The 16,456-nt window shown below is 72.1% G+C and carries 14 protein-coding genes; 5 read left to right on the top strand and 9 right to left on the bottom strand.

The window, feature by feature from the left end; all coding sequences use genetic code 11:
* Positions 1–3: 3 nt before the first annotated feature.
* From AB0K80_RS08520 to AB0K80_RS08510, 3 genes are read right to left on the bottom strand one after another with little or no spacing between them, the layout of a single operon-like run.
* The gene (locus tag AB0K80_RS08520) at positions 4–801 is read right to left on the bottom strand and encodes a sugar phosphate isomerase/epimerase family protein (RefSeq protein WP_365667304.1); all 798 of its coding nucleotides are present in this window, start codon (positions 799–801) and stop codon (positions 4–6) included.
* A 35-nt stretch (positions 802–836) separates the two neighbouring features.
* On the bottom strand, positions 837–1,988 hold the full coding sequence (locus AB0K80_RS08515; protein WP_365667199.1) for a dihydrodipicolinate synthase family protein: 1,152 nt from the start codon (positions 1,986–1,988) through the stop codon (positions 837–839).
* Complete coding sequence (locus AB0K80_RS08510) at positions 1,985–3,136, bottom strand: Gfo/Idh/MocA family oxidoreductase (protein ID WP_365667198.1); 1,152 nt, start codon at positions 3,134–3,136, stop codon at positions 1,985–1,987. Before AB0K80_RS08510 ends, AB0K80_RS08515 begins: the two co-directional genes overlap by 4 nt.
* Positions 3,137–3,458: 322 nt before the next feature.
* Here AB0K80_RS08510 and AB0K80_RS08505 point away from each other — a divergent pair, with 322 nt between their 5' ends.
* From AB0K80_RS08505 to AB0K80_RS08495, 3 genes are all read left to right on the top strand, one after another.
* The gene (locus tag AB0K80_RS08505; protein WP_365667196.1) at positions 3,459–4,508 is read left to right on the top strand and encodes a LacI family DNA-binding transcriptional regulator; all 1,050 of its coding nucleotides are present in this window, start codon (positions 3,459–3,461) and stop codon (positions 4,506–4,508) included.
* Between the two features lie 169 nt (positions 4,509–4,677).
* Positions 4,678–5,310 (top strand): dihydrofolate reductase family protein, encoded by a 633-nt coding sequence (locus tag AB0K80_RS08500; protein ID WP_365667195.1) that lies wholly within the window; start codon positions 4,678–4,680, stop codon positions 5,308–5,310.
* A 1-nt stretch (position 5,311) separates the two neighbouring features.
* Positions 5,312–6,112, top strand: coding sequence for a sugar phosphate isomerase/epimerase family protein (locus tag AB0K80_RS08495; protein ID WP_365667193.1), 801 nt, complete (start codon positions 5,312–5,314; stop codon positions 6,110–6,112).
* A gap of 238 nt (positions 6,113–6,350) precedes the next feature.
* On the opposite strand, the gene AB0K80_RS08490 is transcribed toward AB0K80_RS08495, so the two are convergent.
* Positions 6,351–6,923, bottom strand: coding sequence for a low molecular weight phosphatase family protein (locus AB0K80_RS08490; protein ID WP_365667191.1), 573 nt, complete (start codon positions 6,921–6,923; stop codon positions 6,351–6,353).
* Complete coding sequence (locus AB0K80_RS08485; RefSeq protein ID WP_365667189.1) at positions 6,920–8,707, bottom strand: polysaccharide biosynthesis tyrosine autokinase; 1,788 nt, start codon at positions 8,705–8,707, stop codon at positions 6,920–6,922. The genes AB0K80_RS08490 and AB0K80_RS08485 overlap by 4 nt, the downstream gene beginning before the upstream one ends.
* Here AB0K80_RS08485 and AB0K80_RS08480 point away from each other — a divergent pair.
* Complete coding sequence (locus tag AB0K80_RS08480) at positions 8,698–9,369, top strand: hypothetical protein (RefSeq protein ID WP_365667187.1); 672 nt, start codon at positions 8,698–8,700, stop codon at positions 9,367–9,369. The two genes, AB0K80_RS08485 and AB0K80_RS08480, sit on opposite strands and share 10 nt — an antisense overlap.
* A 131-nt stretch (positions 9,370–9,500) precedes the next feature.
* A complete protein-coding gene (locus tag AB0K80_RS08475; protein ID WP_365667185.1) occupies positions 9,501–10,400 on the top strand; it encodes a glutaminyl-peptide cyclotransferase in 900 nt (299 codons plus the stop codon).
* Here the strand turns inward: AB0K80_RS08475 and AB0K80_RS08470 are convergent, their stop codons facing one another.
* Genes AB0K80_RS08470 through AB0K80_RS08455 form a run of 4 tightly spaced genes read right to left on the bottom strand, consistent with a single transcriptional unit; the run spans position 10,401 to position 16,414 of the window.
* Positions 10,401–11,597: a glycosyltransferase family 4 protein gene (locus AB0K80_RS08470; RefSeq protein ID WP_365667183.1), complete on the bottom strand. Its 1,197-nt coding sequence runs from the start codon at positions 11,595–11,597 to the stop codon at positions 10,401–10,403.
* The gene (locus AB0K80_RS08465) at positions 11,584–12,561 is read right to left on the bottom strand and encodes a D-glucuronyl C5-epimerase family protein (RefSeq protein WP_365667182.1); all 978 of its coding nucleotides are present in this window, start codon (positions 12,559–12,561) and stop codon (positions 11,584–11,586) included. Before AB0K80_RS08465 ends, AB0K80_RS08470 begins: the two co-directional genes overlap by 14 nt.
* Positions 12,558–13,781, bottom strand: coding sequence for a glycosyltransferase family 4 protein (locus AB0K80_RS08460; protein ID WP_365667180.1), 1,224 nt, complete (start codon positions 13,779–13,781; stop codon positions 12,558–12,560). Before AB0K80_RS08460 ends, AB0K80_RS08465 begins: the two co-directional genes overlap by 4 nt.
* Positions 13,778–16,414, bottom strand: coding sequence for an O-antigen ligase family protein (locus AB0K80_RS08455; RefSeq protein WP_365667178.1), 2,637 nt, complete (start codon positions 16,412–16,414; stop codon positions 13,778–13,780). The genes AB0K80_RS08460 and AB0K80_RS08455 overlap by 4 nt, the downstream gene beginning before the upstream one ends.
* Positions 16,415–16,456 lie beyond the last annotated feature (42 nt).

Genomic DNA, 16,456 nt, shown 5'->3' with positions numbered 1-16,456 from the left:
GCGTCAGCCGGCGTGGGCCACGAACCGCCGTGCCGTCTCCGCCAGCACCTCCCTGCCGTCGCGTGCCCACAACCCGTCGTTGAACAGCTCCACCTCGATCGGGCCGGTGTAGCCGGCGGCCTCCACGTACCCCTTCCACTCGCGCATGTCGATCGCGCCGTCGCCGATCTGGCCGCGGCCGGTCAGGACGCCCTCCGGCAGGGGGGTCGTCCAGTCGGCGAGCTGGAAGGTGTGGATGCGGCCGGTCGCGCCCGCCCGGGCGATCTGGGCGGGGGCCGTGTCGTCCCACCAGATGTGGTAGGTGTCCACGGTGACGCCGACCTGGTGGGCCGGGAAGCGCTCGGCGAGGTCCAGGGCCTGGGAGAGGGTGGACACCACGCAGCGGTCCGCGGCGTACATCGGGTGCAGCGGCTCGATGGCCAGGCGCACGCCGTGCTGTTCCGCGTACGGGCCGAGCTCCGCCAGGGCGTCCGCGATGCGTTCCCGGGCTGCGTGGAGGTCCTTGGAGCCGGCCGGCAGGCCGCCGGAGACCAGGACGAGGGTGTCCGTGCCGAGCGTCGCCGCCTCCTCGACGGCGCGGCGGTTGTCGGCCAGGGCGGCGGCGCGCTCGGCCGGGTCGACGGCCGTGAAGAAGCCGCCGCGGCACAGGGTGGTGACCGTCAGGCCCGCGTCGCGCACCAGCTTGGCCGTGGCCTCCAGGCCGTACGACTGGACCGGTTCGCGCCACAGGCCCACGTGGCGGATGCCCAGCCGGCCGCATTCATCGGCCAGTTCGGGCAGCGACAGCTGCTTCACCGTCATCTGGTTGATGGAGAAGCGGGCCAGGTCCTCGGGCGTCACCGGGTCACTCCGTACAGGCTCAGCAGGGTCTTCATGCGCTCCTCCGCCAGCTTCGGGTCGGGGAACAGGCCGAGGCCGTCGGCGAGTTCGTAGGCCCTGGCGAAGTGCGGCAGGGAACGGGCCGACTGCAGGCCGCCGACCATGGTGAAGTGCGACTGGTGGCCGGCCAGCCAGGCCAGGAAGACCACGCCCGTCTTGTAGAAGCGGGTCGGGGCCTGGAAGAGGTGGCGGGAGAGGCCGACCGTGGGGTCGAGCAGGGCCCTGAAGCCCGTGACGTCACCGGTGTCCAGGACCCGTACCGCCTGGGCCGCCAGCGGGCCCAGCGGGTCGAAGATGCCCAGCAGAGCGTGGCTGAAGCCCTGGTCGTCGCCCGCGATCAGCTCGGGGTAGTTGAAGTCGTCGCCGGTGTAGCAGCGCACCCCCTCCGGGAGGCGGCGGCGGATGTCGATCTCCCGCTCGGCGTCCAGCAGGGAGACCTTGATGCCGTCGACCTTGTCGGGGTGGGCCGCGATCACCTCCAGGAAGGTGCGCGTCGCCGCGTCCAGGTCGGCGGAGCCCCAGTAGCCCTCCAGGGCCGGATCGAACATGGGGCCCAGCCAGTGCAGGATCACCGGCTCGGCGGCCTGGCGCAGCAGGTGGCCGTAGACCTCCAGGTAGTCCTCGGGGCCCTGGGCGGCCGCCGCGAGCGCGCGGGAGGCCATCAGGATCGCCTGGGCGCCGGACTCCTCCACGACCGCGAGCTGCTCCTCGTACGCAGCCCGGACCTCCTCCAGCGTCCCGGCGCTGATCTGGTCCGTGCCCACCCCGCAGGCGATACGGCCGCCGACCGCCTTCGCCTCGGCGGCGGACCGGCGGATCAGTTCCGCCGCGCCCGCCCAGTCCAGGCCCATGCCGCGCTGGGCGGTGTCCATGGCCTCGGCGACGCCGAGCCCGTGGGACCACAGGTGGCGGCGGAAGGCGAGGGTGGCGTCCCAGTCGACGGCGGCGGGCGAGTCGGGCGAGACGTCCGCGTAGGGGTCGGCGACGACGTGCGCCGCCGAGAAGACCGTGCGGGAGGTGAAGGGGGCGCCGGGCGTGAGGGCGAGGGGCTCGGTGCGCGGCTCGTAGACCCGCAGGGCGCCGGTGGCGTCGGGGAGGTGGATCGTCACAGCGTGATCTCCGGTACGTCGAGACGGCGGCCCTCGGCCGAGGACTTCAGGCCCAGCTCGGCCAGCTGCACACCGCGGGCGCCGGCCAGCAGGTCCCAGTGGTAGGGCGCGTCGGCGTAGACGTGCTTGAGGAACAGCTCCCATTGTGCCTTGAAGCCGTTGTCGAACTCGCCGTTGTCCGGGACCTCCTGCCACTGGTCGCGGAAGACCTCGGTGGCGGGGATGTCGGGGTTCCACACCGGCTTGGGGGTGGCGGAGCGGTGCTGCACCCGGCAGTTCCTCAGGCCCGCGACCGCGGAGCCCTCCGTGCCGTCGACCTGGAACTCGACCAGCTCGTCGCGGTTGACGCGGACCGCCCAGGAGGAGTTGATCTGCGCGATCGCGCCGCCCTCCAGCTCGAAGATGCCGTACGCGGCGTCGTCGGCGGTGGCGTCGTAGGGCTTGCCGTTCTCGTCCCAGCGCTGCGGGATGTGGGTGGTGGCCAGGGCCTGGACCGACGTCACGCGGCCGAACAGCTCGTGCAGGACGTACTCCCAGTGCGGGAACATGTCGACGACGATGCCGCCGCCGTCCTCGGCGCGGTAGTTCCACGACGGGCGCTGGGCGGGCTGCCAGTCGCCCTCGAAGACCCAGTAGCCGAACTCGCCGCGCACGGAGAGGATCCGGCCGAAGAAGCCGCCGTCGATGAGGCGCTTCAGCTTCAGCAGGCCCGGCAGGAAGATCTTGTCCTGGACGACGCCGTGCTTGACGCCGGCCTGCTCGGCGAGGCGGGCGAGCTCCAGGGCGCCGTCGAGGCCGGTGGCGGTGGGCTTCTCGGTGTAGATGTGCTTGCCCGCCGCGACGGCCTTCTTGATGGCGTCCTCGCGGGCGGAGGTGACCTGGGAGTCGAAGTAGATGTCGACCGTGTCGTCGGCGAGGACCGCGTCCAGGTCCGTCGAGACGTGCTCCAGGCCGTGCTGTTCGGCCATCGCCCGGAGCGCGTGCTCGCGGCGGCCGACCAGGATCGGCTCCGGCCACAGCACGGTGCCGTCGCCGAGGTCGAGGCCGCCCTGCTCCCGGATGGCCAGGATGGAGCGGACCAGGTGCTGGCGGTAGCCCATGCGCCCGGTCACGCCGTTCATGGCGATACGCACCGTCTTGCGTGTCACGTCAGTCCCTTCATAGGCGCCACCGGCGCAACCGCTGGGAGGAGCCTTCCCCGTCCCGGCCGGGTTCACAGGTGAGCGATACAGCAAGCGCTTTCTATGTGTAAGAAGCTAGCCTCTGCACAGCGCTCTGGACAAGACCACTGCGAGGGAGAGTTGTTCGAGGGAGCGAACAACCGGGGCCCGCGGGCCGTAAGGTCTCCTCGGAACCGTGGCCATGGCCTGGGTCCGGCCCTGAGCCCGGGTGGGTGGAAGAGGAACCAGGGCCGTGTGCCCGGGTGTGTACGAGGGCGTACGACGAAATGCCTGACCGGAGGACGACGAGATGACGGTGACCCTGGCGGACGTGGCGGCCCGCGCGCAGGTCTCCCCCGCGACGGTGTCGCGCGTGCTGAACGGGAACTATCCCGTGGCCGCCTCCACCCGCGAGCGGGTGCTGAAGGCCGTGGACGAGCTGGACTACGTGCTCAACGGACCCGCGAGCGCGCTCGCCGCGGCCACCTCCGACCTCGTCGGCATCCTGGTGAACGACATCGCCGACCCGTTCTTCGGGATCATGGCGAGCGCGATCCAGTCCGAGATCGGGGGTCCGGGCGGGCGCGCGGGCGGCGAGAGACTCGCGGTGGTGTGCAACACGGGCGGCTCCCCGGAGCGTGAGCTGACGTATCTGACCCTGCTGCAGCGGCAGCGGGCGGCGGCGGTCGTGCTGACCGGCGGGGCCATCGAGGACGCGGCGCACCAGGCGGCGATGGCCGCGAAGACGCGCAAGCTGGTGGACGCCGGGACGAAGGTCGTGCTGTGCGGGCGGCCGCCCGCACCGGACACCGGGGCGATCGCGCTGACCTTCGACAACCGCGGGGGCGGGCAGGAGCTCACCGAGCACCTGATCGGCCTCGGCCACCGGCGGCTCGGCTACATCGCGGGCCCCGAGGAGCGCACCACCACCCGCCACCGCCTGGAGGGCCACCGGGCCGCGCTGGCCGCGCACGGCATAGCGGAGGACCCGCGCTGGACCGTGCACGGGCGCTACGACCGGCAGTCCGGCTACGAGGCCACGCTGGAGCTGCTGCGCCGCGACCCGTCGCTGACCGCCGTCGTCGCCGCGAACGACTCCGTCGCCCTCGGCGCCTGCGCGGCCCTGCGGGACTCGGGGCTGCGGATCCCGCAGGACGTGTCGGTGGCCGGCTTCGACGACCTGCCCTTCAGCATCGACGCGGTGCCGTCGCTGACGACGGTACGACTGCCGCTCGCGGAGGCGGGGGCACGGGCCGGGCGCATCGCGATGGGGCGGGAGGAGCCGCCGCCCGGGGGCATCGCGTCGGTGCGGGGCGAGTTGATGGTGCGGGGCTCCACGGGGGTGCCTCGGGCGTCCTGAGGGGTAGGGCTCGTGCGGGGTGGGACGCGTACGGAGTGGGACGCGCAGGACCTCCTCACGAGCAGGTACACAACCCGGTGCTGTTTTCTTCTCCCGGGCCGATGATTTCCGCACCGTCCGCCGGTCTCTTCTGCCGTCAGCGCCCGAACGAGAATCAGGAGCGAGCGCCATGCGCATCGTCATCACCGAGTTCATCAGCCTGGACGGCGTCGTGCAGGCCCCCGGCGGCCCGCAGGAGGACACCGACGGCGGGTTCGCGCACGGCGGCTGGAGCCACCCCTTCTTCGACCCGGAGGTCGTCGGCGGGGCCTTCGACGCGGCGCTTGAACAGGCGGACGCGCTGCTGTACGGACGGCGTACCTGGCAGACGATGGCGGCGGCGTGGCCCGAGCGGGCCGGGGACCCCTTCGCCGACCGGATCAACGCCATCCGGAAGTACGTCGTCACCAGCACCCTCCGCGACGAGGACCTGACCTGGGCCCACACCACCCGCATCCCGGGCGAGAACGCCGTGACCCACCTGCGCAAGCTGCGCGAGAGCGAGGGCGGCACCCTGCTGGTCATGGGCAGCCCCACCCTCGCCCGCACGCTCCTCTCCGAGGGCCTGGTCGACGAGCTGCGGCTGATCGTGTCCCCGGTCATCCTCGGCGGCGGCAAGTCGATCTTCCCGGACGACGGGACGAAGAGCACCTTCGAGCTGGTGTCCACGACGGCCGGGCCGGCGGGCGCCCAGGTGTGCGTGTACGCGACGCCGCAGGATCAAGGGGAGTCACCGGCGGGGGTGCGGGGTACTGTCCGATGACATGAAGCTGGCGTTCTCCACCCTCGGTGTCCCCGGCCTGCCCCTGGCCGACGTCCTGCGGCTCGCGGCCGAGCACGGCTATCACGGTGTCGAGTTGCGCGCCCACCCGGAGGAGCCGGTGCATCCCGGTCTCGGGCCGGGCGAGCGGGCCGACGCGGCCGCCGCGTTGAAGGCGGCCGGTGTCGAGGTCCTGGGACTGGCGGGGTACGCACGGGTCGCCGCGCCGGGCGACGACGAACCCGTCCTGGCCGAGCTGCGTGCCCTGCTCGACCTCGCCCGTGACCTGGGCGCCCCGTACATCCGGGTCTTCCCCGGCGGCGCGGAGGGGCAGAGCGCGCAGGAGGCCGACGCGACGGCCGCGCGGCGGCTGGGCACGGCCGCGGAGTACGCCACCGACGCGGGCGTGCGCATCCTGCTGGAGACCCACGACTCGCACCGCACCGGCGCCGACGCGATGCGAGTCCTCGGCCTGGTCGGCCACCGTCAGGTCGGCGCCCTGTGGGACGTCATGCACACCTGGCTGGGCGGCGAGCAGCCCTCGGACAGCTTCGCGGCGCTCTCCCCGTTCCTCGGCTACATCCAGGTCAAGGACATCGCCTCCGCCGACGACACCACCCCGCTGCCGCTCGGCGCCGGGGTGCTGCCGCTGGCCGAGTGCGTGGAGGTGCTCTCCCGCAACGGCTGGGACGGCTGGCTGTGCTGGGAGTACGAGAAGCGGTGGTACGAGGCCGCCGCCCCGCTGCCCGGCCTGCTGGACGCCGGGCGCGACCATCTCTCCCGGCTGCTCAACGACTCGGCCTGAGCACCATCGCCCGGTGCAGCGCAACGCCCCGGCCTGACGAGCCCGTGCACGGCAGGCAGGAAGGTGCCGGGGATGCCGGCGGGGCTCCGTGTTCACCTCGGCCGTGCCGGTGTCGTGCTCCCGGCGGCCGGGCCGCGTCGGCGCGGTCATGCGACGGCGGCAAAACCACCCCGCGGCCACCGCACGCCCGCTGCACTCCCCGCTGCCGAGCCGTCGACCTGGAAGTCCGGCTGGAGTACTAATGCGTCCCGCACAGCCGGACCAGTCCGCTCACCGCCCTGTCGATCTCCAGGGCGCACTCGTACAGCTCCTCACGGGGCCTGTCCCAGGGGTCCGGGATGTCGTCCTGGGCCGACGGGACCGGGGCCATGGCGCCGCGGCGGGTGGCCGCCGCCGCTACCACGGCCTCGAATCTTCCCCTGCCCCCCGCTCCGCCGGCGTCGCCCCCGCCGCCCCCCGCGCCTCCCCCTTCGGCGAGCCGCACGAACTCCTTGAGGGTGAAGCAGCGCCGCATCGCCGCCGGCACGAGACGAACGGCCGCCTCCCGGTGCTCACGCGCGAGCCCGAGGACCAGCGCAGCACCCGCCATCAGCTGTGCGGTGAGCGGGCGGGAGACGAATCCTGCGCCGTCACCGCCCAGCTCCTCCAGAATCGCCCGGGTGGTGTCCTCCATGGGGGAACGGTGCCACGCCTCCGTGCCGGCGCTCTCCGGCCGCAGGGCCGAACCTGGCGGCAGTCTCGCCGCCAGCAGGCGCTCGGCGAGCACCGAGCGGTGCACGTTGCCCGTGCAGACGAACAGGATCCGAGTCATGTTCCGTCCGCGGGAGGCGTTCCCGCCGAGGCGGCCGGTGCCTCCTGGATCGCCGACATACGCGGAGCGGGCAGCTCACCGTACTGCCCGTAGCCGTACCGGCCATAACGGCCGCCCTTGGGAACGGGAGCCATGCTGAACACGGTGCCGAGCACGCGGACGCCCACGCGTTCCAGCGATTCGGTGGCGGTGCGCACCTGGTCCCGGTTCGTCTTGGCGGCCCGCACGACCAGCAGCGCACCCTGGCAGAGAGAGGCGAGCCCCAGGGTGTCGGCGACCGGCAGCAGCGGTGCGGTGTCGACGATCACGACCTCGTACATGCCGGCGAGTTCCCGCAGCACCTCGTCCATGCGCGCCGAGGCGAGCAGTTCCGCCGGGTTCGGCGGCACGGCACCGCTGGCGAGCACCGACAGGCCGCCGGCGACCTGCTGCATCACGTCCTCGACACGGGCTTGCCCGATGAGCACCGTGGTCAGGCCCGCGTCCTGGACGAGGCCGAACGTCGGCGCCACGCACGGGCGGCGCAGATCGCCGTCCACCAGGCAGGTGGAGACGCCGGCCTCGGCGAGCGAGAGGGCGAGGTTGATCGCGGTGTTCGTCTTGCCCTCACCGGGCACCGAGCTCGTCACCACGATGATGCGCGGCGGGTCGTCGACCTGCGAGAACTGCAGGTTGGTGCGCAGCTTGCGGAACGCCTCGGCGCGCTTGGAGTGCCCGTCGGCATTGACCAGCGGCTGCCTCGGGGCGTTCCTGTCGTAGGGAATGGCACCGAGACCGGGCAGGGCGACGAACGCGCCCAGTGCCTCGCTCGTCTTGAACGTGGTGTCGAGCGTCTCGCGGAGGGCGACCAGTCCGGCAGCGAGCAGCAGCCCACAGGCCACGCCCGCCGCCAGGTTCAGCGCGGGGCGGGGTGACGTCGGAGTGGTGGGGACGACGGCTTCCTCGGTGACGCCCAGGGAGACCGGGGAGGCGGGCTCGGCCTCCCCGGCCTTGTCACCCGTCTCGGACGGCGTCGAGCGGGCCGGCCGCTTGGGGGTCTCCAACCGCTCGACGACCGCGCTGAACCGTTGGGCCACGGCGTTGGCGATGCGCGCCGCGCGCCGGGGCACGGTGTCCTGGACGGTGATGTCGATGAGCACGGTCTTGAGCGGTACGACGGCGGTGATCCGGGACGCCAGCTCCTCCGGGGTGGTGCGCAGCCGCAGATTCTTCACCACGGCAGCGGTGACCTGACGGGTCCTCACGATTTCGGCGTACGACTGCACACGCGCCTGCGAGAACGTCTGTCCCTGGTTCAGATCGACGGTGTTGTCACCCGTGCGGGTGGCGACGAAGAGCTGTGTCCTCGCCTCGTAGACAGGGGTGCTCACGCTGGTGACGGCGAGTGCCGCCCCGACCGCGAGAACCAGACAGACCAGAACCGTCGGCCAGCGCCTGGCGAGAGCCTTCAGGAATCCTTGGAAATCCAAGCTGCACCCCTCACGGGACTGAGGGAACCGCCCGAATTGGGCTTTCTGTTCCCGATGAACGCATCGACCATAGGGACTCGGAGTCTTGGAGCGAGGGAGCCACCCCCGACGTCGGCCCTTCGGGTGACCCCTGCGAACGCACCGCGTGGGCCGGGACTCCCCCAATCCGGTGGCTTCTTTCACTACTGGGCCAGCAAATGTCGTTACGTTCTGCTTTTTCCCGATATCCAGGTCTTGGCGTCCACACACCGAGTCGAGGCCGCCCCACGCCCAGGCCCGGACCCAAGCCGAGGAGACCGAAGAAGATGACAGCATCGCGCAGATGGCGGGCCGCTCTGGCGTCCGCGGCATCGACTGCCCTTCTCATCGCGGCACCGCTGATCGGGGCGCAGGCCGCCGCGGCACAGCCGTACCCACCGCCGCCCCCGCCCCTTTCCGTCAGCACCACCACGGTGACAGCCGGGCAGCAGCTGAGCTTCAGCACGACCCCCGGCGTGTTCGGGCCCCGATCGCTCGTCACGGCGCTGCTCGAATCACACCCGGTCGTGCTCGGCCACTTCCGGGCCCGGTACGACGGCTCGGTCGCGGGGACCGTGACCATCCCGGCGAACACGGTGACCGGCTGGCACGTCTTCCGGCTCACCTCGAACCGTCCCCACGTGAGTGTCGGCGTCAGCATCTACGTGCGGGGCAGGGTGAACCCGACCCCGCGGCCGCCCCACCACCCGGGCCGGCCCGGGCACCACGGCGAGGAGCAGCATGCCGGGAACGGCGGACAGGCCGGCACCCCCCGCCAGGCTGCTCGCGCACTCTCCGAAGGCGTCGAGTCGTCGACTTCCCCGCACCCGGTCCACGACGACGAGAAGCTCGCGGCGACGGGCAGTGACAAGGCCCTGGTGATCGGCGGCACCGCGACCGCCCTGCTCATGGCGGGGGGCGGCACGATGCTGGTCGTGCGCCGGCGTCGCAGTTCCTGAGAGACCAGGACGTGCACACGGCGGAACCCCGGCGTCCCGGCCCAGGCCAGGACGCCGTCCGCTGGTCCGGCACCAGCTCCGGTGATCGGGCGCCTGGCCGTCGTCGCGCATGGGGACACGCCCTGCCGGTCATGGCGGCACTCCTGGTCACCGGCTCCGGATGGCTCGCAGCCGCCGGGCTGCTCACCCGATCGGAGCCGCTCGCGGCCCAGCGGGACCCCGCAGCGGTCTCCCCCGCTCCGGCCGTCGACCGAAGCCACACGCTGGTCGCTCCCCACCGGGTCGAACGCCTGCGGGTGAAGGTCCTCGAAACCCTCCCCCACGACCCGCGATCGTTCACCGAGGGCCTGGAGATGGCCGGCGGCACCCTCTACGAGGGCACCGGGCTGCCCGGTCGGTCCTCCGTGCGGTCAGGGCCCCCTGGCACATCACCCGTGGTGCACACGAGCCTTCCCGCTCCCCTCTTCGGTGAGGGGATCACCCTGCTGGGGAGGACCTTGTGGCAGCTGACCTGGCGGGACCGGATCGCCATCAAACGGGACGCGACGACGCTGAGGGAACTGCGCCGCGTCCCGTACCCCGACGAGGGCTGGGGCATCTGCTACGACCGCGGCAAGCGGCAGCTGGTGACGAGCGACGGCTCGGCACTACTGACCTTCCGCGATCCGCGCACCCTCGCGAAGACGGCGGACGTCACCGTGACCGAAGACGGCCGGCCGGTGACGGGAGTGAACGAGCTGGAGTGCGCCGGCCACGGCGTCTACGCCAACGTGCTGCCCACCGAACGCATCGTGCGCATCGACCCCGGCACCGGTGCGGTCACGGCGAGCATCGACGCATCGGGCCTCCTGCACGCCGACGAACTCGTCCCCGGCTCCGCCCTGAACGGCATCGCGGCCGTCCCCGGAACGGACCAGTTCCTCCTGACGGGCAAGTTCTGGCCCAAGATGTTCCGCGTCGCCCTGGTTCCGGCACCGCAGCGCAGCCGCGCCGCCCATGGAAACGGCAGCGGGCGCCAGGGCTTCCGGTGATCACGCCGTGCCCGCGCGGGCCACGTCCCTGTACAGCCGTTCGAGTTCCGCGACCTTCACAGAGCCGCGCTCGGCCTGGCTCATCAGCTTCTGATTGGACAGGCGATCGTTCGCATCCAGCGGCTCCGCGTTCGAGAGAGCGTCGGCCAACGAGCTGACCAGCGGATCGGGCAGCAGATCCGCGAGCAGGCCCTCTGCCACCAGTTCCCGGTAGGGCGCGATATCGGTGAGCAGCAGCCGGCACCCGGCAGCCGCCGCCTCGAGCACCGATGAACTGCGCTGGTCACTCCGGGGAACGGAAATCGCCACCTCGCTTGCGCACATCAGGCTGAACATCTCGGCCTGCCCGAGTGGCTGCTCGATGACGACGACCCGGCCGGCCAGATCTCGCGCTCGGGTGCGCAAGAGCGCGAGATATTCCTGCTGCGCACGTCTGGCGGCGGCGTGCGCCGGCTGGTGGCCCACCGGCAACACGAGGAACAGGTCGGGCCGGATTCGCGCGGCACGGGTGAAGGCCGCGAGGATCTCGTGTGTCCGGTAGACCTCCGAGGTGCTGCGGACCGACAGCACGACCGTGGCTTCGGCCGGAATGCCGTACTTCACGCGCGTCGACCGGGAATCGGCGTCGTACCCGGCGTCCAGCAGCGCGTCTGGTACGCCCCAGGAAAGAACCGTGATCCGTGGGTGGGGGACCCTGTACCGGCTCGCGACCAGCTCGGCCACCTCCCGGGAGGTGGGGACCACGCGCGCGGCCCGCCGGAGCGCCAGCCGAGCGACCAGCGCCCGGCCGGGATGCCGGTCCGCCGCCCGCAGTTCGGAGCCCCACGGCGTGACCACGAGCGGTACCGCCGTGCGCGCCGGCAGCAGGAGGGAGAGCGCCCCGTGCGCGCCGAGCGAATGGACGTGGATGACATCCGGGCGCGCCCGGCTCACCTCGCGGCGCAGCCAGTGCGCTGTGCGCACGGCCCGCAACGGCAGGCACGCTCCCGCGGGGGCACAGGCGTCTCGCCAGCCACCGGGACCCTGGCCCGGCTCATGCCAGCTGCAGACCGTCACCTCATGGCCCCGCAGGGCCAGATCGCCCGCCCAGCGCCGGGTGTGCGCCGACGTGGCCGACGCCAGCAGGACGACGCGCAGCGGCGCGGCCGGCGCATCGCACCTGCCCGGCGGTCGCGGGGCCTGGTCATGACCGGGCACGGTGCTCCCTCAGTACGAAGCGGCCCTTCCCCACCGCGGCCCGCAGCCGCCTGGCCGGACTGTGCGTGTAGCGGTCCCACGCGCGGGCCACCGCCAGCCATCGCGGGTCGGCGAGTACGCGTCCGGCCGCGGTCAGCAACGCCACGTGCAGGCAGTGGTACGCCAAACTGGCGGGCGCCGTATGCCGGAGGTCATACCTCGTCCAGTACCCCAGGTCGAACGCGGGCAGCGCGTCGCGGAGCCGGTCCGCCACGCCCTCGTGGAGCAGGCGGTTCTGATGCCGGCTCAGCTCCCAGAGACCGAAGAGGGCGAAGACGGCGCCGTTGAGAATGTGACTGACAGGGTCCGACGGGCACTCCTCCGGGAAAGGGCGCCCCAGTTGGTCGTAGTGCGAGCAACCGCCCGCGTCCAGCGGCCGGAGCATGAGTTCCACCGCACCCTCGCTCGCGTCGAGAAAGGACCGCTCGCCGGTCGTGGCGTACCCACGCAGCAGCACGGACACCGCCAGGCCCTGCGCCATGGCCGAGTACCAGCCCGGGCGCACCCCGTACCGGGGCACCGGTACCGGGTAGCGCCAGCCGCCGTTGCCGTCCTGGCTGGCGCGCAGCCATGCGGCCTGGGTCAGCAGGGCCTGGACGCCCGGCGGCCGTTCCTCCGGAGCGGCCCCGTGCCGGCCTGCCGCGAGTGCGCCGGTGTGCTGGGCGAGCGCATACAGACTGACCGAGACCGGGTTGCGGTAGGTCTCGCCGGTCGCGGCACGGGTCACCACCACGCGCTCGTGGTCCAGCGTGCTCCCGGCCGTCATCGGCCGCAGGTCCAGCGGGTACCTGCTCGGCCGGTCGGTCGTCATCTCCCACGTCGGCGTCGTCACGTCGACCGGGAAGCTGGGCCGCCGCAGATCGCGTACCGCTTTGCCCGCCATACCGGCCAGCGTCATCCCGGCCCACGCCCTGTTGTCCTTCACGCCGGCGTCTCCCTGCGGCGGAACCCGCGACGTCCTCGCGCGGCCAGTGCCTGGTGGTACAGCTCGTTCACCTGACGGACTGTCTCGGCGATGTCGAACCGCCGGAGCACGAGTGCACGGCCCTGGCCGGCCATGCGCGCACGCGCTGCGGGATCGGCGAGCAGGGCGTTCACGGCCTGCGCCAGAGCCGGGGGATCGGCCGGCGGGATCAACAGGCCGGTGCGGCCGTGCTGGACGGTGTCCGGCAGGCCACCGACGTCGGTCGCCACCACACCCTTGCGCATGAGCAACGCCTCCACCACGGCATAGCAGGCGGACTCTTCCATGGACGGGTTCACCAGGACGTCCAGCCCGGCCATGACCGAGCTGATGTCGGACCGGAAGCCGGTGAACCGGAGCCGGTCGGCGACGCCCAGCCGGGCGGCGCGGCGTTCCAGTTCGCGCCGGTAGCCCCCGTCGCCGACCAGCTCGTCACCGACCACGAAGAACCTGGCCTCGGGGTGCTGACGCAGGATCAGCGGCACCGCGTCGATGAAGACCTCGTGCCCCTTGACACCGACCTCGCGGAACTCCCGTACCTTGCTCGGATACATGTAGGCGACCATGCCGACAGCCGGCGTCTCGTCGGTGAGGCCGAACTCGCGGCGGAACGCGTCCGGTGAGGTGGCCGGATCGAACCGGTGTACGTCGCAGCCGTAGTAGCTGACCGCGACCGAGCGCGCTCCCATGGCCTGGTAGCGGCGCGCGATCGCCCGGCACGACCCGAGCACCAGATCGTCCCGGCGCAGCGAAAGCCGTTCCAGGATCCGGAAGGGCGCGATCCGCAGATGCACCAGTCCGGGAACCTGTGACACGACCAGTGCCTGCCGGTACGCGGCCGACACCATGCGGGCCACGAACTTCGCGATGATCAGATGCGAATGGATGACATCCGGCTTGTACTGCCTGACGAACCTCATCAGCCGCCAGTACCCGGCCATCAGCACGGGCACCTGGCTGATCCGATGAGGCACGCCGAACGGGATGATCTCCACCCGGACGCCGCGGACCCCCCGCAGCCGGTCGGCGAGCGGGCCCTCTCGGGGCAGCACCGCGCACACCTCGTTGCCCAGCTCGGCAAGGCCCCGCACCTGGTCGTGGAACCAGCTTCCGCCGACGGCGACCGAGGTGATCTGCAGGACGCGCAGCGGCCGCGGGTCTCTGGTGGTGGAGGTGCTCATCGCGCCACCGGTACCGGTCGGTCGGCCGGAGCCGACTTCGCGGCCAGGATGATCAGCATCAGACCGGCCAGCAGGGGTGGGACCAGCAGGACCTCGCCGAACAGCGAGCAGACCCCGGCACCGACCATGGCGAGCAGCGCCGCCTCGCCCGCGGGGTCACCGGATCGCGCCGCGCACCACGCCCGGCGGACGCCGAACACGACAAGCGAGCCGATCCCGAGCGCGCCCACCAGGCCGGTCTGCGACAGGACCGTCAGGTAGGTGTTGTGAGCGAAATGCAGGAGCGGGAACTGGAGGAGCATGACCTCGTAATCACCTGTGGGCTGGTAGTAGGCGGGCAACTGGTAGGCGAAGTTCAGATATCCGACACCGAAAGCCGGGTGCGCCTCGAACATCCGCAGCGCGCTGCTCCACAGATCGAGCCGGACCGCGGAGTTGACGTCGGGGGCGCCGCCGGTGATCGAGTCGAACCGGGCCGCGATGGCGGCGGGCAGCAGCGGCAGGAGACAGGCCGCACCGACGCCCAGGGTCAGGACGCCGCGCAGCGATCTCCGGGCGGCGTACAGCACGATCACCGCGATCCCCGCCAGATAGGCCGCGCGGCTCAGCGAGTACGCGACCCCCAGGGCGAGCACGACGACCCCCGCGCCGGTGGCCAGCCGCAGCAGCCGCCCCCGTACGGTCGGATAGCGCCTGAGCAGGACTGCGGCCGCCATGACGAACAGGGCGCCCGCGGCGTTGTGGTTGGCCGCGCCCTCCTGAGTGATGGCCGCAACGGCGGTGTCAGCCGGGGCAAGAGCCGACTTCGCCGCGAAGACGGAGCCGATCCGGACGACGTCCGTCAAGGCCACGAGCACGCTGCCGCAGCAGAACACCACCAGCGCCCGGTCCAGGGCCCGTCCAGGTTCGGCCACCAGCGGCAGCAGCACCAGCGGCGCGCACATCAGCAGCAGGTACTGCCATTTGTCGGCCACCAGCAGATCGGTGTCGCCGATCAGGACGCTGGTGGCCACCAGGTAACCGACCGTGCCACCGGCGATCAGGACGCCCAGGGGCTTCGGCCGCGCGATCCCCCGGCCGGCGATGACACGGCCCAGCAGGCAGACGAGCATCAGAGCGACCAGCACGCTCGGGGTGATCAGTGAGTTGCCCAGGTCGGACTGCGAGAGCGGGATGGCTGCCCCGAGGACACACAGACCCACTTCCGGGATCAGGGCCAGAACAAGGACCAGGAGCGTGGCGGCGCCGGCGGCGCCGGCGGCGCTCACGGCAGGGCTGAACGCCGTGGCGAGGCAGCCGGCACCCGCCGCGGTCAGGATTCCCACCGGGACCATGAGCGCTCTCCTGGGCAGCAGGGGCTTCACCCGCCACGCGTACGCGTCCCGCCAGCGGTCGCCCACCGTCTTGACCGGCAGCCACACGACCGGCGGGCGCGGCGGCGCGCCCGCCGCCCGGCCGTCGGCGCGCTGAGCCGGACGGCACCGGTGGGCGCGGACAGCCCGGCGCACGCCATGGGCGAGCAGCACCGCGAACACCAGGTATCCGGCCGAGTCGGCGGCGCCGGCACCGACCGCGGCATGGTGGGGGACCAAGGTGACGAGAAGCGCGATGTTGACCATCGCACCGATCACGGTCGCCGTGATCACCGGCCGGAGCAGGCCGGCGGCTGCCAGGTAGGGCTGGACCGAGCGGGCCGCGCTGAACAGCACGAGACCGGGGAGCATCGCCCAGATCACCGGCACGGCACCGGAGTACGGCTGTCCGTAGACCAGGGGAATGAGCAGGGGCGCGGCCGCGGCCGCCACGACGGCGGTCGCGGCGGCCGCGGCGAGCACCGTCCGGGCGATCCTGGCCGCTGCCCGCCCGTCCACGGCACCCGAGGTGACGGCGGGAAACATCACCAGCGCGACCGTCGTCGACAGCAGGAACAGTCCCTCCGCCAGGGGCAACGCCACCGCGTACACGGCCACGGCCGTCGCCCCGGCGAGCGTCTGGATCACCGGCACGTCCAGGCGCAGCATCCCGTAGTGGATGAGGTTCGGCAGATAGGACCTGATGGCGAAACTGCCGAAGGTACGGGCGGGGACCGGTTCCCCATCGGGGTGGACGCGGGTGGTGGACGCGATCAGCAGCATCACGGCGCCGGCCAGCTGGCCGGCCAGCACCGACAGGAAGCAGCTGGTGGGGGTCAGCGATCCCGCGGCGAACAGGCCGCAGACACCGACGAGGTAGCCGGCCGTCGGGACGACGCTGAGCAGGTTGTACGTCGCGACCCGGCCACGGCCGAGCTCAGCCATACCGAGCAGCGTGGTCAGCAGGCTCACCGGGCACAGGGCGGCCACGAGCAGTGCGAGCCGGTACGGCACGCCGAGCAGTACGGCGGGCCAGAGATGACCGAGCAGCAGCCACAGCCCCGCCAGCGCGGAACCCGAGATCAGGGAGAACACCAGGCTCCACCGGACGATCTGCCGGAATGCCGTGTGGGACGTCCCCGCGAACCGGGCGTTGGCGTTGTCCACGCCCAGGACCGTGACGATGCTCAGCACGGAGGGGACCGAGATCATGACCGCGAACGTGGCCCTGCCTTCCACCCCGAGGGCCCGCGCGGCGATGACGCCCGCAGCGAAGCTCATCGCTGTGGCCAGCAGGCGCGTGGCCAGTGTTCCCCCGATCGC

The sequence above is a fragment of the Streptomyces sp. NPDC052682 genome, assembly GCF_040678435.1.
Taxonomy (GTDB): domain Bacteria; phylum Actinomycetota; class Actinomycetes; order Streptomycetales; family Streptomycetaceae; genus Streptomyces.
Note: the sequence above shows the minus strand (reverse complement) of the source record. Positions and strands in the feature narration are given on the sequence as shown.

Coding starts and splice junctions, on each gene's coding strand:
- AB0K80_RS08490 (WP_365667191.1), bottom strand. CDS start 6,923: ATGACTCGGATCCTGTTCGTCTGCACGGGCAACGTGCACCGCTCGGTG.
- AB0K80_RS08505 (WP_365667196.1), top strand. CDS start 3,459: ATGACGGTGACCCTGGCGGACGTGGCGGCCCGCGCGCAGGTCTCCCCC.
- AB0K80_RS08485 (WP_365667189.1), bottom strand. CDS start 8,707: ATGCTGTCATCTTCTTCGGTCTCCTCGGCTTGGGTCCGGGCCTGGGCG.
- AB0K80_RS08495 (WP_365667193.1), top strand. CDS start 5,312: ATGAAGCTGGCGTTCTCCACCCTCGGTGTCCCCGGCCTGCCCCTGGCC.
- AB0K80_RS08455 (WP_365667178.1), bottom strand. CDS start 16,414: ATGAGCTTCGCTGCGGGCGTCATCGCCGCGCGGGCCCTCGGGGTGGAA.
- AB0K80_RS08475 (WP_365667185.1), top strand. CDS start 9,501: ATGGCGGCACTCCTGGTCACCGGCTCCGGATGGCTCGCAGCCGCCGGG.
- AB0K80_RS08500 (WP_365667195.1), top strand. CDS start 4,678: ATGCGCATCGTCATCACCGAGTTCATCAGCCTGGACGGCGTCGTGCAG.
- AB0K80_RS08460 (WP_365667180.1), bottom strand. CDS start 13,781: ATGAGCACCTCCACCACCAGAGACCCGCGGCCGCTGCGCGTCCTGCAG.
- AB0K80_RS08520 (WP_365667304.1), bottom strand. CDS start 801: ATGACGGTGAAGCAGCTGTCGCTGCCCGAACTGGCCGATGAATGCGGC.
- AB0K80_RS08480 (WP_365667187.1), top strand. CDS start 8,698: ATGACAGCATCGCGCAGATGGCGGGCCGCTCTGGCGTCCGCGGCATCG.